This is a genomic window from Amycolatopsis sp. NPDC004747, assembly GCF_053601335.1.
On the sequence record NZ_JBSGBQ010000012.1, the window covers coordinates 118775 to 134531 of the forward strand.

Annotated in this window: 18 protein-coding genes; 6 read left to right on the top strand and 12 right to left on the bottom strand. The window is 72.1% G+C overall.

Going from position 1 to position 15757, the window contains the following annotated elements; translation table 11 throughout:
* Nucleotides 1–637 precede the first annotated feature (637 nt).
* The 7 genes from ACWEGE_RS21040 to ACWEGE_RS21070 form a co-directional block, all read right to left on the bottom strand.
* Nucleotides 638–1438 carry a CHAD domain-containing protein gene (locus ACWEGE_RS21040; RefSeq protein ID WP_449662123.1) on the bottom strand — a complete coding sequence of 267 codons (801 nt, stop codon included), beginning with the start codon at nucleotides 1436–1438 and terminating at the stop codon, nucleotides 638–640.
* A 307-nt stretch (nucleotides 1439–1745) separates the two neighbouring features.
* Nucleotides 1746–2060 (bottom strand): hypothetical protein, encoded by a 315-nt coding sequence (locus tag ACWEGE_RS21045; protein WP_449662124.1) that lies wholly within the window; start codon nucleotides 2058–2060, stop codon nucleotides 1746–1748.
* On the bottom strand, nucleotides 2057–2968 hold the full coding sequence (locus ACWEGE_RS21050) for a universal stress protein (protein ID WP_449662125.1): 912 nt from the start codon (nucleotides 2966–2968) through the stop codon (nucleotides 2057–2059). The genes ACWEGE_RS21045 and ACWEGE_RS21050 overlap by 4 nt, the downstream gene beginning before the upstream one ends.
* The gene (locus ACWEGE_RS21055; protein ID WP_449662126.1) at nucleotides 2952–3230 is read right to left on the bottom strand and encodes a DUF1918 domain-containing protein; all 279 of its coding nucleotides are present in this window, start codon (nucleotides 3228–3230) and stop codon (nucleotides 2952–2954) included. Before ACWEGE_RS21055 ends, ACWEGE_RS21050 begins: the two co-directional genes overlap by 17 nt.
* 13 nt (nucleotides 3231–3243) lie before the next feature.
* Nucleotides 3244–4626, bottom strand: coding sequence for a DUF4389 domain-containing protein (locus ACWEGE_RS21060; protein ID WP_449662127.1), 1383 nt, complete (start codon nucleotides 4624–4626; stop codon nucleotides 3244–3246).
* Nucleotides 4623–5147 carry a flavodoxin domain-containing protein gene (locus ACWEGE_RS21065; protein WP_449662128.1) on the bottom strand — a complete coding sequence of 175 codons (525 nt, stop codon included), beginning with the start codon at nucleotides 5145–5147 and terminating at the stop codon, nucleotides 4623–4625. Before ACWEGE_RS21065 ends, ACWEGE_RS21060 begins: the two co-directional genes overlap by 4 nt.
* A complete protein-coding gene (locus ACWEGE_RS21070; protein WP_449662129.1) occupies nucleotides 5144–5731 on the bottom strand; it encodes a CBS domain-containing protein in 588 nt (195 codons plus the stop codon). Before ACWEGE_RS21070 ends, ACWEGE_RS21065 begins: the two co-directional genes overlap by 4 nt.
* Before the next feature lie 235 nt (nucleotides 5732–5966).
* On the opposite strand from ACWEGE_RS21070, the gene ACWEGE_RS21075 reads away from it, so the two are divergent.
* Nucleotides 5967–6584, top strand: a complete 618-nt coding sequence (locus ACWEGE_RS21075; protein ID WP_449662130.1) for a hypothetical protein — start codon at nucleotides 5967–5969, stop codon at nucleotides 6582–6584.
* Here the strand turns inward: ACWEGE_RS21075 and ACWEGE_RS21080 are convergent.
* Nucleotides 6575–6766: a hypothetical protein gene (locus ACWEGE_RS21080; protein ID WP_449662131.1), complete on the bottom strand. Its 192-nt coding sequence runs from the start codon at nucleotides 6764–6766 to the stop codon at nucleotides 6575–6577. The genes ACWEGE_RS21075 and ACWEGE_RS21080 overlap by 10 nt on opposite strands.
* A gap of 223 nt (nucleotides 6767–6989) precedes the next feature.
* Here ACWEGE_RS21080 and ACWEGE_RS21085 point away from each other — a divergent pair, with 223 nt between their 5' ends.
* A complete protein-coding gene (locus ACWEGE_RS21085; protein WP_449662132.1) occupies nucleotides 6990–8120 on the top strand; it encodes a site-2 protease family protein in 1131 nt (376 codons plus the stop codon).
* Between the two features lie 297 nt (nucleotides 8121–8417).
* Here ACWEGE_RS21085 and ACWEGE_RS21090 read toward each other — a convergent pair whose 3' ends face one another.
* Complete coding sequence (locus tag ACWEGE_RS21090; protein WP_449662133.1) at nucleotides 8418–8909, bottom strand: universal stress protein; 492 nt, start codon at nucleotides 8907–8909, stop codon at nucleotides 8418–8420.
* A 151-nt stretch (nucleotides 8910–9060) separates the two neighbouring features.
* On the opposite strand from ACWEGE_RS21090, the gene ACWEGE_RS21095 reads away from it, so the two are divergent.
* Nucleotides 9061–9408 carry a hypothetical protein gene (locus tag ACWEGE_RS21095; RefSeq protein WP_449662134.1) on the top strand — a complete coding sequence of 116 codons (348 nt, stop codon included), beginning with the start codon at nucleotides 9061–9063 and terminating at the stop codon, nucleotides 9406–9408.
* Between the two features lie 20 nt (nucleotides 9409–9428).
* On the opposite strand, the gene ACWEGE_RS21100 is transcribed toward ACWEGE_RS21095, so the two are convergent.
* Nucleotides 9429–10430, bottom strand: coding sequence for a zinc-binding alcohol dehydrogenase family protein (locus ACWEGE_RS21100; RefSeq protein WP_449662282.1), 1002 nt, complete (start codon nucleotides 10428–10430; stop codon nucleotides 9429–9431).
* A 179-nt stretch (nucleotides 10431–10609) separates the two neighbouring features.
* On the opposite strand from ACWEGE_RS21100, the gene ftsH reads away from it, so the two are divergent.
* Both ftsH and ACWEGE_RS21110 read left to right on the top strand, forming a co-directional pair.
* Complete coding sequence (gene ftsH / locus ACWEGE_RS21105; RefSeq protein WP_449662135.1) at nucleotides 10610–12568, top strand: ATP-dependent zinc metalloprotease FtsH; 1959 nt, start codon at nucleotides 10610–10612, stop codon at nucleotides 12566–12568.
* A complete protein-coding gene (locus ACWEGE_RS21110) occupies nucleotides 12565–13464 on the top strand; it encodes a universal stress protein (protein WP_449662136.1) in 900 nt (299 codons plus the stop codon). The genes ftsH and ACWEGE_RS21110 overlap by 4 nt, the downstream gene beginning before the upstream one ends.
* Before the next feature lie 207 nt (nucleotides 13465–13671).
* On the opposite strand, the gene ACWEGE_RS21115 is transcribed toward ACWEGE_RS21110, so the two are convergent.
* Nucleotides 13672–14175 carry a MarR family winged helix-turn-helix transcriptional regulator gene (locus ACWEGE_RS21115; protein WP_449662137.1) on the bottom strand — a complete coding sequence of 168 codons (504 nt, stop codon included), beginning with the start codon at nucleotides 14173–14175 and terminating at the stop codon, nucleotides 13672–13674.
* A 456-nt stretch (nucleotides 14176–14631) separates the two neighbouring features.
* Between ACWEGE_RS21115 and ACWEGE_RS21120 the strand changes: the two genes are divergently transcribed.
* Nucleotides 14632–14883 (top strand): hypothetical protein, encoded by a 252-nt coding sequence (locus ACWEGE_RS21120; protein WP_449662138.1) that lies wholly within the window; start codon nucleotides 14632–14634, stop codon nucleotides 14881–14883.
* Nucleotides 14884–15017: 134 nt separating this feature from the next.
* On the opposite strand, the gene ACWEGE_RS21125 is transcribed toward ACWEGE_RS21120, so the two are convergent.
* On the bottom strand, nucleotides 15018–15266 hold the full coding sequence (locus ACWEGE_RS21125; RefSeq protein WP_449662139.1) for a hypothetical protein: 249 nt from the start codon (nucleotides 15264–15266) through the stop codon (nucleotides 15018–15020).
* Nucleotides 15267–15757: the final 491 nt, after the last annotated feature.

A 15757-nucleotide genomic window follows, 5' to 3' on the forward strand; every position in this document is an offset into this window, starting at 1 on the left:
ACAGCAACCTCACAAGGCCGCCCGTTGGGCGTTCCTTGCGAGAGCATCTCCTCGGTGATCCTTTCCGCTGCGCCGGTGATGTCCGGCAGCTGATCTTCGGGAAGTGTGATCTCCAGTGTCGCACGATCGCCGCCGGCGTCAATCCGGATGGTCAGCTGTGTTGCCTCGAAGAGCGTCCTCAGCAGCCGCTCCGGCGCCTTCGCCAGGTTCAGGGCCAGGTACGGGAGCGCATCGATCAGCCCCTTGTCCTCAGTTGTCGGCTTGGCCGCTTGGTCTGGGGGTGGACATTGCGATCAACGCTGGCGCGAGAGCCCTTCTTGGCCTGCCTGCGGGCCGTGAGCTCGTCGTACATCTACTTCGGGATCAGTGGCTCGTGGGCGGGCTCGAGCGGCCAGACCCACTTCACCGGGTCGTTGACCTTGCCGTGGCGTGACCGCGTGCCGCGGCGGTTGTAGACCTGCTAGCCGGTGCACTTGGGGTTGCGGAGGATGTCGTAGACGCTGGAGCGGCGCCACGCCCCGCGCGCTCGCTCCGGTCCCGGCGGCACGGCGGCGGGTGGTTGGCCAAGTCCTGATCGAGGAGCGTGGCGATCGCGTCGCCACCCAACCGGTCGCGGGGACTTACGTCCCTTCCCCTATCACGTCCACAAAGGACCAAGGTCGATGCGCCGCCACGCCGCGGGCAGCTCCTCCGCACACTGCTCGGCCGTCTCCGCCTCGGCGGCCAAGACCGCGTCGAACCCGCCGTGGCGCGCCTGGAGTACACGCAGGTGCCCGCGGGCGACCACGGCGTCCTGGAACTCGCCGAGCAGCTCCTGGAAGGCGCGCAGTGCCTTCACGTCCACCGGCATCACGGCGGCCCCGGCTTCGAGGGCGTACCGCAACCGCTTGGCGGCCTTCCGGATGTCGTGGACGGCACGCTCCCGGTCGGGTGCCGCGGCCAGGGTGGCGACCCGGCCGTCCACGTCTCCAGCCACCGCGCGGGCCAACCGGGGCAGCACTTTCGCCGCCGGGCGCCGGGCGGCTTTGGGCCAGTCGTGGCACGGCTGTTCGCTGAGCACCACTTCGAGCACGTCGAGAGCGTTCAGCAGCTGCACGTACCGGTAGCTGTCCAACGCACGCCGCACGCGGGCGTTCGCGTCTTCGGTGAGCTGCGCGAAGTACGTGTCTGTCCGTTCCTGCGCCCAAGCCCGGGAGCGCGCCCACTGGACTTCGGTGTCGCGGGCGAGCGCGAGCTCGCCGCCCAGCCAGCGCAGGGCTCCGCCGAACTCCTTCAGGAGCTTTCGCCCGCCCAGCACCGGCGCGTAGGCGGTGAAGACCCCGCGCAGGCGGCGCGCGGCCACACGCAGCCGGTGCACCGAATCGGGCAGACCCCGCCGGACGGCCAGGTCCGCCGCGGCCAGCGCGGCGATCTGCGCCCGCACGTACTCCAGGACCACACCCGGGCCGAACCGTCGTGCGGCCGGGGCGGCACCGCGATCCGGTCACCCAGGCGCGCTCGCAGATCCTCCCGGCCGCCCCGGAGCCGCGCAACGGGAACCAGCTGGTCGTCGCGGGTGTAGGCGCGCACGAGCCGGGACAGGGTCGGCGGCACACCACGATCCGAACCGGACATGCTGATCGGCCCGTCCGGGGTGTCGAGACACCAGCGGCCGGACTGAATGCCCAACGTGAGGTTGTGCCGGAGCAGGCGCAGTGAGTCGGTGTCGAAGAACTCGGTCTCGTGCAGGCTGGTCACGGTGGCGCTCATGACGTCCCCAGCCGGTGGCGGGCCGGCCACGCGAGCCCGAGCAGCACCACGAGGAGCGCCACGGTCACCCATTGGACCGGGGCACGCACGCCGATCACGCCGAGCTGGATCGCCGGCCAGCCGGTGAGCACGAGCGCGATCCCGGGCAGCATCCAGCTGGTCAGCCCGAGGGGCGCCGGCCATTCGACTGGCATCTCGAAGCCCGGCGCCCGGGCGATCAGCGAGATGCCGCCGTACACCGCGCTCGCGGCGAGGAGGCTTTCGAAGGTCGCGAGCACGCGCATCGTGGCGCGGGCCCGGGCGGTGGTCACGTCCCGCTCCCGGTCCGCTGGGGTCGCACCACCGCCACCGGGCACGGCGAGTGCGCGATCAACGCCTGGCTGGTCGAGCCCATCAACATCCCGGTGAACCCGCCCCGGCCACGGCAGCCGACCACGATCAGCTGCGCGTCCTCGCCCCGCTCCAGCAGCGTCCGCACCGACCGCCCGCGGACGACCTCCAGCTCGATCGCCAGCTCCGGGTACTTCGCCTGCCAGCCCGCGACCTGCTCGGCCAGCTTGACGCGCTCGGCGGCCGCGACCGTGGCCGGGGCTTCCTGGAACGGGTGCGGGCGGAGCACGCCGTCGGCGAGGATGTCGCTCCAGGTGTGCACGGCGACCAGCGCGGTGCCGCGCAGCCGCGCCTCTTCGCAGGCGAACGCGATCGCGGCCTCGCTGTCGGGCGAACCGCCGGACCCGACGAGCACCGGCCCAGTGCGCGGCGGCGGATCGTGCGGGGTCCGGCCCCGGACCACCACGATCGGGCAGTGCGCGTGCGCGGCCACCGCGACGGCGGTCGAGCCGACCAGCAGACCGGTGAACCCACCCAGCCCGCGCGAACCGAGCACGATCAGCTCGGCGTGCTGCGACTCCTGGACCAGTGCCGTCACCGGACTCCACTCCCGAGCCGCCGTGACCACATCCAGACCGGGGTTCTCGGCGAGCACCGCGGCCTTCGCCTCGGCCAGCCAGCCCTCGGCCCGCTCGGCGAGCCCGGCCCGGACCTGCTCGTGCGTGCCGACCGCGACCGGTGCCTTCACCTGCGGCAACGTATAGACCTGAACCAGCCGCAGCGGCCGCCCACGCCGGACAGCTTCCGCACCGGCCCACACCGCCGCCTGCACCGCGGAGCTCGAACCGTCGATCCCGGCCACGACCACACCGTCAACGAACCCGGACATGACCGTCCTCCTCGTGGATGTAGCGCCGGACCCGGTCGAAGCGAATGCGGGCGCGCTGTTCGGCCGCCCGTTCATCCTCGGCGGTCAACACGATCGCGTCCGGACCGGGAAACACCGTCGAGACATGATCATCGGCCGTCCAGCGGACGACGTACGGCGGCGTACCGTCGGCCGAGCGGACCTCGAGGATCCGGCCACGCTGTTCCGGCGCGTCGACCCACGGTCCCTTCACAACGAGCCAGTCGCCCGGCTGTGCATGCATGATCGCTCCTCTCTCACCTGTCCACCGTGGACGACTCCGGCACGGTCGGAGCCGCCGGGCGCTGCGACGCCCGGTGCGCGGCCACCCCGATCAGCACCACACCACCAGCCAGCACCGCAAAACCCGACACCAGCAGCGCCAAGGCGACCCAGCCGAGGGCAGGTGCACTCGCCCCCGCTTCGGCACGCACGGCAACCCCGCGCGAGGCATCCGCATTCATCACCACGGCCGTCCACTGCCCGCTCAGCACCGGCCAGGCCACGGTCTGCGTGCCCGCCCCGGACGCGCTCGCAACCCACACGCCCGCCTCACCCGGCGGAACGGCCGGGGCACCACCCAGGTGACTGCGATTGCCCGCAGTCGTGTACTCGGTCGCAGCCAGGTAGCCCTCCACCGCGTCCGTGCGGCCGATACCCACGAAGACCGGGCGACCGCCGGTGTCGGTCACTCGGATCCGGACGTCCCCGATGAAGCTCTCGAGCTTCGGGACCGACACACCCTCCAGCCGCACCGGATCGGTGGCGACGGCATACCCGCCGGAGACGAACGTCGTCGACGCGGTGAGGTAGCCGTCCGCGTCGCGCTGGGTGCGGTCGGCCCACAGCACGGCCAGGCCGCCGGTGATGAACCCCATCGAGCCGAGCACCAGCACGGCACCGGACACCACGGCCGCGATCCGCCCGGCAGTCCAGCCCACCGCGTGCGGGTGCGACGGCGGTGGCTGCGGGGGTGCGTGGCCGGCTTCGGCGCCGCCCATGTCAAGCCGGAACGGCGGGTACTCGTCGGTCATCAGCGACACATACGCCGCGACGCGCAGCACCCAGCGGTCCATGCCGAGGACGAAATCGAAGATCGGCCGCGGGTAGCGGCCGGTGCACAGCAGCACCACACCCGCCACGACGACCAGGATGCCGACGAGGCCGCCGGCCGCCCAGTTGAACGTATGCTCACCGCCGGCCCGCAGCACCAGCCAGCTGCCACCGCCCACGAACAGGCCGACGACGATGAAGTGCGGGATGGCCAGCAACCACCACTTGACGAGGACCAGGCCGCGTGAAAGCCGCTCGGGATAGGCGATTTCCAGCCGGGCCGGGTAGTCCGCGACATCGGCCAGGGTGAACGGCGGATACCGGTCGGTGCCCAGCGCGGCGTAGGCGTAGTAGTGCACGCGCCAGCTCCAGCGCAGCACACCGGTGGTGAACTCGAACAACGGCCGCGGATAGCGACCGGTCACCAGGATCGCGAAGAACGCCACGACCGTGACGACCACGTAGGCGATCCACAAGAACGCCAGCACAAAGTAGTGCGGAACCGCCAACAGCCACTTCACCAGCCACAGCCCACGCGACAGTGGCTCGTCCAGAGCCGCCTCGACACGGACCGGGTGCTCGGTCATGACACGCTCCTTTCCAGCTGGACGAGGCTGTTCCCGATCTCGCGGCCCCAGGCGCGGATCATGGGCCAGTCCCGGTTGTCCGCGTCGGCCACCCGCAGCGCCGCCACGACGGCGCGTTCGGGGAACTTCAGGGTGCGGCGGTCGATCTTGCCGCCGAACAGGCGGTGCCCACGGGCGTTCAGCCGATGTACCAGGTCGTCGACGGCGACCGGCTCTTCGGTGGGCCGCTTCTGTTCGCCGACCGGCCCGCTGGAGAAGAGCCAGACCGGCACCTTGCCCAATTCGTCCGAAAAGGACTCGACGAGGTTCCTGGCCTGCTCGAGCCAATGTCCCATGTAGACCGCGCTGCCGATCACCACGGCGTCGAAGCCCTCGACCGAGTGCACCTGGCCCGCGTCGCGGACCTCGACCTGCGACCACACCCCGGCGTCGGTCAGCGCGACGCCGAGCGCGGTGGCCACGCTTTCCGCGATTTCCCTGGTGGCCCCGTGTCGGGTGGCCACCGCGACGAGGATCTTCATGTCCGCACCGACGCTTCTTCCCACAGCTCCACGCCGACGACGCCGTAGACCGTCTTCGCCAGCGCCGTCACGACCCGGCGCTCGGCCTCGTCGGTGAACGTGCCGCGGATGGTCACCATGCCGCCGGTGACCGAAACCGCCCACCGGTCGCGGTGCCCGCAGTAGTCGGTGAGCAGTGCGTTGAGGTGGGAGGCGACCGAGTCGTCCTGGCGCACCAGCGGGCTGAGCAGGTCGCGGCGGCTGACGATGCCGGCGAGCATGCCGTCTTCGTCGACCACCGGGATGCTGCGCAGCCGGTCGCCCAGCATGCGGCGGGCGATCTCCGCGACGTCGGTGTCGAGGCCGGCCGTCTCCGCCGGCGCGGTCATGACCGTGGCCACCAGCACGTCCGGCGCGGGGCCGGTGCCGGCGACCCCGCTGCGGAGCGCGTCGGCTTCGGTGAACACACCGAGCACCGCGTCGTCCTCACCGACGACCGGCAGCGCCGCGACGCAGTGCTCGGTGAGCAGCACGATGGCTTCCCGGACCGGCGTCGCGGGCCCGACCCGGACCACCGGCCTCGTCATGATGTCGCGTGCCTTCACGACTGCTCCTTCCGATGCACGACCGCGACCGGACAGGCCGCGTGCGCGAGCAAGAGGTCGGCGGCGAGCCCGACCCGCACGCAAGCACCGGCCGGTATGCGGTCACCAGCTCCTCCTGCAGGTCCAAGACGTCCAGCATGGACGCCGCGGATACTCGCCGGTCAGAGCCCGAAGTCCCTATCACCGGGGACCAAATCCGCCTGCCCTCACGGCCCTCGTCACCGAGGCTGGAACGATGACCACACCCGATCTCTACATCGACCACTTCCTGCCGCACCCGCACTTCGAACTGGTGCGCACGACGATCGTGGACGCGCCAGTGAAAGACACCTACGCCGCAGCCCGCGAACTCGACTTCACCGACGTCCAAGGCGGCGTCGTGTCCGTCGCGGGGTGGCTGCGCGCGCTGCCCGAACGCTGGCACAACCGGCGCCACGGCCCACCCCGCCACCCGACCCGCCTGACCGCCGACGACCTGGACGCCGGATCCGAGTGGGTTCTGCTCGGCGACCGGCCGGGCGCCGAGTTCGCCCTCGGCGTCGCGGGCAAGTTCTGGAAACCGGTGATCACCTGGCGCCGCGTCGAGGCCGGCGACTTCGCGGCGTTCGACGAGCCCGGCTTCGGGAAACTCGTCATGGCCGTCTCCGTGGTGCCCTACGGCGCGCACCGCACGGTGCTGACCGTGCACACCCGGGTCCGGCTCAGCGACCCGGAGAGCTGGCTGAAGTTCCGCCGCTACTGGCGCCTCTCCCGCCCGGCCATCGGTTCGGTGCACACCGCCCTCATCCGCACGATCGCCGTGCAGGCCCGGGAACATGCCCTCGCGGCCTACACGCGCACCGATCAACCCTGACGTTCGCCCGCCGGCTGCCGCGGATCGTCCGCGGTGGCCGGAACCGCGTCCTCTTCGTTCTCCTTGATCGCGTGCTGTTCGACCACGTGCAGGTACCGGCCCACCTTCGGACCGTGCCGCCCACGCTCGGCGACATCCCGGCGCGCCTCAGCTTCGATGGCCGCCTTCTCCTTGTCATCCATGGTCAGCTCCTCCCGTTCGATGCGACAGCAGAGTCGCCCGCCGCAAGCAGCCGGCGCTCGCCGACCGCCCACCGGATCTTCTCGGCTCCGGGCATACCCCGACGCTACGAACCCGTGCCGGTCCGTACTGCGGCCGGACGTCGGCGGAGCCGGGGTCTTTGGTCCCTCCCCCCGGGGCGGTGCGGCCCTGCCCGGGTTCGCGCACGGGGTGGACGGTCGAGGCATGCATGCCACGTTCCCGCTCGGGCGTCCGGCCGGTATCCGCGTCGGCGCGCACTGGTCCGTGCTCGTGACCATGGCCCTGCTGGCCTGGCTCCTGGCCCGTTCACTGCTGCCGGAGGCCCTGCCCGGCCTGTCCCCGCTGGTCTGCTGGGCGACCGGGACGGTGGGGGCCGTGGTGTTACTCGCGTCGTTGCTGGCCCACGAGCTCAGCCACGCGCTCGTCGCGCGGCACCGTGGGCTCGCGGTGGACCGCGTCACGCTGTGGCTGTTCGGCGGCAGTACGGAACTGACCGACGATGCCCCGACGCCGCGTACCGCGTTCGCCGTCGCGATCGCCGGCCCGGCGGCGAGCCTGCTGGCCGGGGCCGGCTTCCTGGGTACGTCCCTGCTGCTGTCCGGCGTCGTGGGCGTCACACTCGCCTGGCTGGGCTGGACGAACCTGGTCCTGGCGGCGTTCAACCTGCTGCCGGGAGCGCCCTTGGACGGTGGCCGGGTCCTGCAGGCACTCGTCTGGTGGCGCACCGGCGACAAGCGGCGGGCCCAGGCGGCGGCAGCCCGGTCGGGTCAGGCCCTCGGGCTGGCCCTGGCCGCACTGGGACTGGCCTGGCTGCTGTGGTCCGGCAGCTTTGCCGGACTGTGGCTGGCCGGCATCGGCTGGTTCCTGAGCCTGAGCGCCCGGGCCGAGCTGGCCGTGGGCCCGGCGCGCGAGCTGCTGAGCCGGATCCGGCTCGGCGAGATCATGACGCCTGCCCCGGTGACAGCGCCCGGCTGGTTCACCGTGCAGGGGTTCGTCGACCAGGCCGCGCCCGCACGGTTTCGCACCTACCCGGTGGTGGCGTTCGACGGCCGTGCGATCGGGGTGATCAGCCTGGCGATGCTCGCCCGGGTACCGGAGCAGGAGCGCGCCGCGACGCGGGTCGAGGACGTCTGCGCCCACCCGCCGACGTGCCTGGTGGCAACGCCGGAAACTCCGCTGACGGCGGTCCTCGGCCGGATCGGCGGGCGGCCCGGGCAGGACCTCGCCCTGGTCGTGTCGGACGGCGCGCTCGTGGGGGTGGTGAGCCCGGGTGACATCGCGCGGACGCTGGAGCTGGCGGTGCTGGGCGCGAAAGCCCGCCGGCCGGCGGGGTAGGGAGTCTCTCTTCAGGTCGTCCAGGGCAGCCGTCCCTCGCTGACCACGAGATTCTCGAGGTCGTGGAATCCGAGCGCCGCCGGGCCGTGGTCAGCCGGGCAGCGGTGAGGTTCCGGATCGCCCGCCGTTGTGCCCACGGGCCGCTGACCGTGGATGCGGCGCCACCGGCCGGAACCGGTTGTGATCACCGAGTTCGTGGTGCTTCTCGACCGGTCAGCAGTTCGGCGATGTCCTCGAACGGCGTCTGCGCGGTCGTCACCGCCGAAACCGTGGTCATGCCGGGTACTCCTTCGCCGTTCAGGCGTTCCCGGTGCGGACGACCATCACGGGACAGGCCGCGTGGTGCAGCAGGGCCTGGCTCGTCGAGCCGAGGACCAGCCCGGTGAAGCCGCCGCGGCCGGCGGACAGCAGGCGGTGGCGGGGTTTGTCGCGCTCGACGCGGCGCTCGACCGTGACGTCCGGGTACTTCTCCTGCCACCCGGCGAGGCGCTGGGCGAGCAGCCGCTGCCCCGAGTCGCGCAGGGACTCGCCCTGGAACGCGAGCGGCGCGTTGCGGAGAGAGGCCTCCTCGAACGCCCACGCGATCGCCTCGGCCTCCTTGACCGCCAGCCAGTCCGACGGCGGAAAGACCTTGCCGCCGAACGCGGTTGCTTCGTAGCCGTACGCCGTGAAGACGAGCAGCGAAGCGTGCCGCCGGGCCGCTTCCCCGGCCGCCCACAACGCAGCCGAGGCCGCCGTTTCCGAGCCGTCCACGGCCACCACGACCGGCGCGTTTCCGCTTGCGCTCATGACCTTCCCTCCGGGGTTGCGGTTCGCGATCCCGACGGTGGGGCCCACGCGGACGCGATCGCTGCGGTCGTTCGTCCCCGCGCCCGGTGACCTTCGGCCGCTCCCGCCCACCAGGCCGGAAGCGCATCGTGAGCGGGAGGAGGTACTCCCGATGGCACAAGAATGGCGAGACGCCGTGGCGGCCGTGCCGGTGCTGTTCACGGTCGCCCTCTACATCGACTACCTGGCCGACGGCACGGCCATGTGGGTGCACGACGTCCGCGCGATGGCGCTCACCGCACTGCTGCTGGGCTTGGCCGCTTTCGTCCTGGGTGCCTGGTCCCGGACCGGCGCGGAGAAGTGGTTCAGCGTGCCGCTCGGCGCGGGGGCGCTGGCCGCCGCGGTCCTGGCCCTCGTCACCGGCGACGGCGGCCCGCTCGCCGTGCTGGTCGTTTTGGTCGCTCTCCTGTGGGTGGTTTCGACCGTCCGGCACCTCCGGACCCCGGCCGGGCGGCCGTGACCGTCCGGCTGCTGCCCGGCTCAGCGGGCCCGGAGCACCGCCGCGCCGTTGACGCGGTCCGCGGCCAGGTCCGCCAGCGCCTGGTCCGCGTCGGCCAGCGCGTAGGGCACGGTGCTGACACTGAGGTGGTGCGTTCCGGCGAAGTCCAGGAACTCCCGCGCGTCATCGCGCGTGTTCGCCGTGACACTGCGCACCTGCCGCTCCTGGAACAGGTGCTGCTGGTAGTTCAGGGGCGGCACGTCGGACAGGTGGATGCCCGCGATGGCCAGCGTGCCGCCGCGGTCGAGCGCGGCCAGCGCGGGCGGCACCAGCTCGCCCGCGGGCGCGAACAGGATCGCCGAGTCGAGTGGCTCCGGCGGTGGGTCGGCGGCTTCCCCGGCTGACGCCGCCCCCAGCTCCAGCGCCAGCTTGCGCGCGTCGGCACTGCGCGTCATGACGTGCACGGTGGCGCCGCGGGCGATCGCCACCTGGGCGGTCAGGTGCGCGCTGCCGCCGAAGCCGTAGATGCCGAGGCGGCCGTTCTCGGGCACCTCGGCGCGGGCGAGGGCGTGGTAGCCGATCAGGCCGGCACACAGCAGCGGCGCCAGTTCGTCGTCTGTGTAGCCGCCGGGCAGCGGCAGGGCGTACGCCGCCGGAACGACCGCGAACTCCGCATATCCGCCATCGGCGTCCCAGCCGGTGTACCGCGACTCCGGACACAGGTTCTCCCGGCCGCGCAGGCAGTACCGGCAGGTACCGCACGTCCCGCGCAGCCACGCGATCCCCACCCGGTCCCCGGGCGCAAAGCCCGTGGCGTCCGGCCCGAGCGCCACGACCTCGCCGACGACCTCGTGCCCCGGCGTCACGCCCTGCCGGTGCACCGGCAGGTCACCCTCGGCGACGTGCAGGTCCGTCCGGCACACCCCGCACACCCGCACCCGCACCAGCAGCTCGCCGGCGGCGGGCCGCGGCACCGGAACGCGGGACCGCTCGAGGGGACCGGAGGGCATCGGGCCGGGCCTGGTCACGCGCCAGGCGGCCATGGTCGTCGGCAGGGTCATCCGTCCTCCTCGGGTCGCGGGGACTCCCGGGCCAGGATGCGCCACCCGGCCGCAACCGCGCGACCTGCCCTGGTCCTTCGGGCCGGGGACGTTAGGCCCTTCTTCACGACCGGCGCGGCCGCGAAAGTGGGATCACCCCGAGACCCCCAGGAGCGCCTCCCATGTCCCGAACGGCCCGGTCCGGTCCGCCGCCGACGCCAGCACCGAAACCGGAGCCGCCGCAGCGCTCACGAGCCGGCAGCTGGCTGCTCACCGCCTTCGGCCTGCTGATCCTCGGCGCGCTCGTGGTGCCGGCCTTCCTGACGCCTGCCGCACCGTCGATGACCTACACCGAGTTCCTGTCCGAAGTGGACGCCGGGCACGTCGAGTCGGTGACGGTCGACGACCAGGGCGCGGTCGACGGGAAGCGGCGTGGCGGCGCGGCGTTCACCAGCCGCATCCCCACGGCACTCGAACCGGGACAGCTGGAAGCCAAGCTGCGCGAAAAGAACGTCGCGATCACCGCCACCAAAGCCAGTGGTTCGCTGCTGTCGGGGCTGCTCGGCTACCTGCCGTTCTTCCTGCTGCTCGGGTTCCTCGTCTGGGCCGGGATGCGGGCGCAGAAGTCCGCCGGCGGCGGCCTCGGCGCGACCGGGTTCGGCCGCGCGAAGGCCAAGATCATCGAAGCGCAGCGCCCGACCACCCGGTTCGCCGACATCGCCGGGTACGAGGGGGTCAAGCAGGAGATCGGCGAGATCATCGACTTCCTGCGCGACCCGGCGCGCTACGCCGCCGCCGGAGCGAAGGGGCCCCGCGGCGTCATCATGGTCGGGCCGCCCGGCACCGGGAAGACGCTCTTCGCCCGCGCGGTCGCCGGGGAGGCCAGCGTGCCGTTCCTGTCGATCACCGGCTCGGCGTTCGTCGAGATGTTCGTCGGGGTCGGCGCCTCCCGGGTGCGGGACCTGTTCGAAGAAGCCCGGACGCGGGCACCGTCGATCATCTTCATCGACGAGATCGACGCCGTCGGCGGCCGGCGCGGCACCGGCGGCGGTCTCGGCGGGCACGACGAACGGGAACAGACGCTCAACCAGCTGCTGGCCGAAATGGACGGCTTCGACCAGAGCGGCGGCGTCGTCGTGCTCGCGGCCACCAACCGGCCCGAGACCCTCGACGCGGCGCTGCTGCGGCCCGGCCGGTTCGACCGGCAGGTGACCGTGCCGCTGCCGAACCAGGCCGAGCGCGCGGCCATCCTGGCCACGCACATCGACGGCAAGCACCTCGACCCGGACGTCGACCTCGGCATCGTCGCGCGGGGCACCCCGGGCTTCTCCGGCGCCGACCTCGCCAACCTCGTCAACGAGGCGGCGATCAACGCCGTCCGGGACGACCGCACGGTGCTGACCGCCGCCGACCTCGCGGCCGCCCGCGACCGGGTGCTGCTGGGCCGGCGCGACAGCTCCAACGCCCTGCTGCCCGAGGAGCGGCACTCGGTGGCGGTGCACGAGTCCGGGCACGCGCTGGTGGCGGCGCTGTGCGAGCACGCCGACCCGGTGGCGAAGGTGACGATCCTGCCGGCCGGCATGGCGCTGGGCGCGACCGAGCAGCTGCCCGAGGCCGAGCGGCACCTCTACCGCGAAAGCCACCTCACGGACCTGCTCGCGGTCCGCCTGGGCGGCCGCGCGGCCGAGCTGGTGGTGTTCGGCGAGACCTCGACCGGAGCGGCCAACGACCTCGCCGGCGCGACCGCGCTGGCGGCGAAGATGGTGACCGAGTTCGGGATGTCACCGGAACTGGGCCCGATCGGCTACAGCGCGGCCGAGGGGCAGCCGGAGCTGCTGGGCCGGCCGTATTCGGAACAGACCCAGCGAGCGGTCGACGAGGAGATCGCCCGGCTGGTGCGCGCGGCCCAAGACCGGGCGGCCGGCCTGCTGCAGCGGCACCGGACCGCCCTCGACGCGCTCGCCGGGCAGCTGCAGGAGCGCGAGACGGTCGATGGCACCGTCGTGCTCGCCGTGCTGCGGAAAGAGGCTGCGGCGACGGCCTCCGGAAGTCCCCTCGCCGGAGGACTTCCGGCCGCAGCGGACGGCGCGGCCGCCGCCGTAACGTCGGCGCACGACAGCCGGACCGGGAGCCACCGATGAACACGCCGCACCAACCGATCGTCACCGGAACCGACGGATCAGGCGAGGCGCTCGACGCCGTCCGCTGGGCAGCCCGCACCGCCCGGCTGCACGATGTCCCGCTGGAAATCGTGCACGCCCTCGACTTCCCGGCACTGCTCGCCGGCGGAGTCGTCCCACCACCAGAAGAGCTGAAAAACACCCTCCGCGCCCACGGGCACCGGTACCTGCGGGCGGCACAGGAAATCGCCGCAGCACAGGGCGCGCCGACGGTGACCACCCGACTGGATCCCGACCGCGCCGCACCCGCCCTCATCGAAGCATCACAGACCGCAGCACTGATCGTCCTCGGCTCCGGCGGCCGCGGCCGCCTGACCGGCCTGCTCGCCGGCTCGACCGCCTCAGCCGTCAGCGCACACGCCGCCTGCGACGTGGTAGTGGTCCGCGGCGACTCCTGGGACGACCCCGAGGCCGCGCACCAGCCGGTCATCGCCGGGATCGACGGCAGCCAGCCCAGCGCCCGCATCCTCGCGGCAGCCGTAGCCGAAGCACAGGCACGGAAAACCCACCTGATCGTGGTGCACGCACCGGCAGACGAGCCACGCCCGGAGACCGAACCACACCTGAACCCGCAAGCCGCCACAGCGGCCGGCCAACAGCTGCTCAGCGAACTCACCGGCGAACACGACACCGGCAACCTCACCGTCGAGCAGATCGTCGTCCGCGGCCACCCACGCCGCGAGCTGATCGAGCGCAGCGCAAACGCCCAGCTCATCGTGCTCGGCAACCGCGGCCGCGGCGGCTTCCCCGACCTGCTGCTGGGCTCCACCAGCCAAGCACTCCTGCACAACGCAGCCTGCCCGGTCTACCTGGTACGCACCCCCCACCCAACCGGCTCCGGACCCCAACGGAAGTGAAACACCCCATGGACACCACCCCCGGATCCGCCGCAGCGACCGCCGAGCCGATGCCGCGCAGCCGGTTGTACCGCAGTGGTGTGGCGTAGGACCTGGCCGCGCTCACCACCGGACTCGGACTCCACCCGCCGGCCGTCGCGTCGCGGCGCTCTTCGCGGCCGCGTGGCCGGCGGAGTACCGGGTTTTCCGGGTGGCCGGCGAACCCGGCTACCCGGCCGGCTCGGCCGACCGGTCCTCCTTCCCGGCGGACCTGGTCCGCTCGGTGAGCGCTTCGGTGATCGCGCCAGGCTGGGAGGCGCGTTCCCGTAGCGCACGGGCGACCTTGGCGAGCACCACGGTGAACTCCCGGACGTGAGCGGGTTCCGACTGGGCAACCGACTGGTAGACGTCCGCCGTGAACAGCGCAAAGCCGGCTTCGATGGCTGCCCTGCCGCCGGGGGTCAGGACGACCAGGACACTGCGCCGGTCGGTCGGGTGCCGCTCGCGCCGGGTGTAGCCGGCCACTTCGAGGCGGTCGAGCAGCGCGGTCACGCTCGCCGATGCGATGCCCAGCCGCTTCACCAGCGCCGACGGGGGCAGCGGCCCCTCGTGCAGCAATTCGCCCAGCACCGCCGCTTCGTGCACGCCGACCCCGAAGGCGGACGCCATGGCGCGCCGGTATTCGTCGGTGGCCACGATCACGGCTCTCAACTGCTCAGCCAGACGTTCCATAACCCACCGCCCACGAGATCACCATCGAAATATCTAGTTAAACTAGATATTAGCTCATCTAGGCTCGTGATGCTCGTGCGTCGTCGCGCCACTCTTGCCGCGCCACACAGCCGATCTTCCTCATCGTTCGCGCCAAGATAAGGCAGCGCCCGCCACGCCCCGTACCCGCCACGCCGACCGGAAGAAAACCGGAACCGGGCAGCCGAACGCCGCGGAGATTCTCCGCTCCCGAAATAGACCAGAGCCGAGAGTCATGGCACCACCCCGCCCCGGCTTCGGTTGCCTCGCAGGAAGAGCAGGGAGCCGGCCGGACACTTTCCGACTCCGGTAAACCACCGGGCGAAATCAACGCCGAGATACCATGAATCGGAGAAATTCCATTGAAGCACCGGGCAGCGAATCAACGTCTTCCCCGTTAACCTGGCCACAGCACGTCGTTTTCGAGGAGATTCACCGATGCCGGACACCCTGTTCCCCGAACCCGCCGCCCCACAGCCGGAGGTCGCGCTCCTCCGCCGCGAACGCAACCGCTGGCTGCGCCGCGAAGCGAACCTGGTCCTGGGCCGCAGCCGGGTGGACGAGGCGGAGGCACAGCAGGCGCGCACCGCGCACCTCGTGCTCACCTACGCCCTGGCGATCGTCGAGCAGCGCCCCGCCGTCATCGGCTCCTTCGCCGATCTCACCCGGCCGCACGGAAACCGGAACTGAACCCACGCTTCGCCGGCGCTGCCGGTGCCGGGATGCGCCCGGCACCGGCAGGTGCCCGGGCACCCGAGGCGATGTCGTTCCGCGCCGTAGAGGCCGGCTCCTTGAGCGACGTGGCCACCGGCCGGAAAGCGGAGTCACCCGTCCGGCGGCTTGTCCTCCGGCGGCGCGTCGACGACGGGCGGGAAAGCCCGCGTTTCCCGCTCCACCCTGACCCGGGACGGCCGGGCGGCCCGGCAGGCCGGGTCGCCGTCGGCGTGCGAGTAGCTGTGCAACACGGCGAGCAAGGGGTGCGCCTCGTCGCGGACCTGCCGCACCACGTGGCCGTCCTCCGGGGAGATCGGGTGCCGGCACTGCTCGCAGAGCACGATCTCGGGTACGTCCATCGCCTGCACCGTCCAATTCGGACCAGGGCGTCGGCGGCGACCCGGGGGGCCGGCCGCCGCCAACGCTTCCCTGAATGCGTCACCCCGAGCCGGGGGCGGAGGAGCCCGGAACGACCCGCCAAGGTTGACAGTTCCCACACGGCAGGCGAAGCCACCGAACGGAGGAGAACTCCCCCGGAGAATTCCGGAAAACGAGAATAGTGGCCGCGGAGCGAACTCGCCGGACCCGGACGTCGTTCACCGGCCGCCGCCCCTCGGTGTTCCGACCACCCGGCGAGTTGCGGGCGCTGCACGGTCACCGGGCCGCCACTCCGGCGGGCCGAGGTGTTCGCCGAGGGCACGAGCTGCTCCCGGCTGTTGTTCCGCGCGCGGTAGCAGTCCGCGACCTTGTGCGCCGCGATGCCGAAGACCCAGGGGAGGAACTTCTCGGGTCCGAACGCGTAGCCCGGCAAGGCCGCCGGCACGGCGACCATGACGTCCTGGCACAGTCC

Coding starts and splice junctions, on each gene's coding strand:
- ACWEGE_RS21125 (WP_449662139.1), bottom strand. CDS start 15,266: ATGGACGTACCCGAGATCGTGCTCTGCGAGCAGTGCCGGCACCCGATC.
- ACWEGE_RS21050 (WP_449662125.1), bottom strand. CDS start 2,968: ATGTCCGGGTTCGTTGACGGTGTGGTCGTGGCCGGGATCGACGGTTCG.
- ACWEGE_RS21055 (WP_449662126.1), bottom strand. CDS start 3,230: ATGCATGCACAGCCGGGCGACTGGCTCGTTGTGAAGGGACCGTGGGTC.
- ACWEGE_RS21120 (WP_449662138.1), top strand. CDS start 14,632: ATGCCGGACACCCTGTTCCCCGAACCCGCCGCCCCACAGCCGGAGGTC.
- ACWEGE_RS21115 (WP_449662137.1), bottom strand. CDS start 14,175: ATGGAACGTCTGGCTGAGCAGTTGAGAGCCGTGATCGTGGCCACCGAC.
- ACWEGE_RS21100 (WP_449662282.1), bottom strand. CDS start 10,430: ATGGCCGCCTGGCGCGTGACCAGGCCCGGCCCGATGCCCTCCGGTCCC.
- ACWEGE_RS21060 (WP_449662127.1), bottom strand. CDS start 4,626: ATGACCGAGCACCCGGTCCGTGTCGAGGCGGCTCTGGACGAGCCACTG.
- ACWEGE_RS21080 (WP_449662131.1), bottom strand. CDS start 6,766: ATGGATGACAAGGAGAAGGCGGCCATCGAAGCTGAGGCGCGCCGGGAT.
- ACWEGE_RS21110 (WP_449662136.1), top strand. CDS start 12,565: ATGAACACGCCGCACCAACCGATCGTCACCGGAACCGACGGATCAGGC.
- ftsH (WP_449662135.1), top strand. CDS start 10,610: ATGTCCCGAACGGCCCGGTCCGGTCCGCCGCCGACGCCAGCACCGAAA.
- ACWEGE_RS21065 (WP_449662128.1), bottom strand. CDS start 5,147: ATGAAGATCCTCGTCGCGGTGGCCACCCGACACGGGGCCACCAGGGAA.
- ACWEGE_RS21085 (WP_449662132.1), top strand. CDS start 6,990: ATGCATGCCACGTTCCCGCTCGGGCGTCCGGCCGGTATCCGCGTCGGC.
- ACWEGE_RS21090 (WP_449662133.1), bottom strand. CDS start 8,909: ATGAGCGCAAGCGGAAACGCGCCGGTCGTGGTGGCCGTGGACGGCTCG.
- ACWEGE_RS21095 (WP_449662134.1), top strand. CDS start 9,061: ATGGCACAAGAATGGCGAGACGCCGTGGCGGCCGTGCCGGTGCTGTTC.
- ACWEGE_RS21075 (WP_449662130.1), top strand. CDS start 5,967: ATGACCACACCCGATCTCTACATCGACCACTTCCTGCCGCACCCGCAC.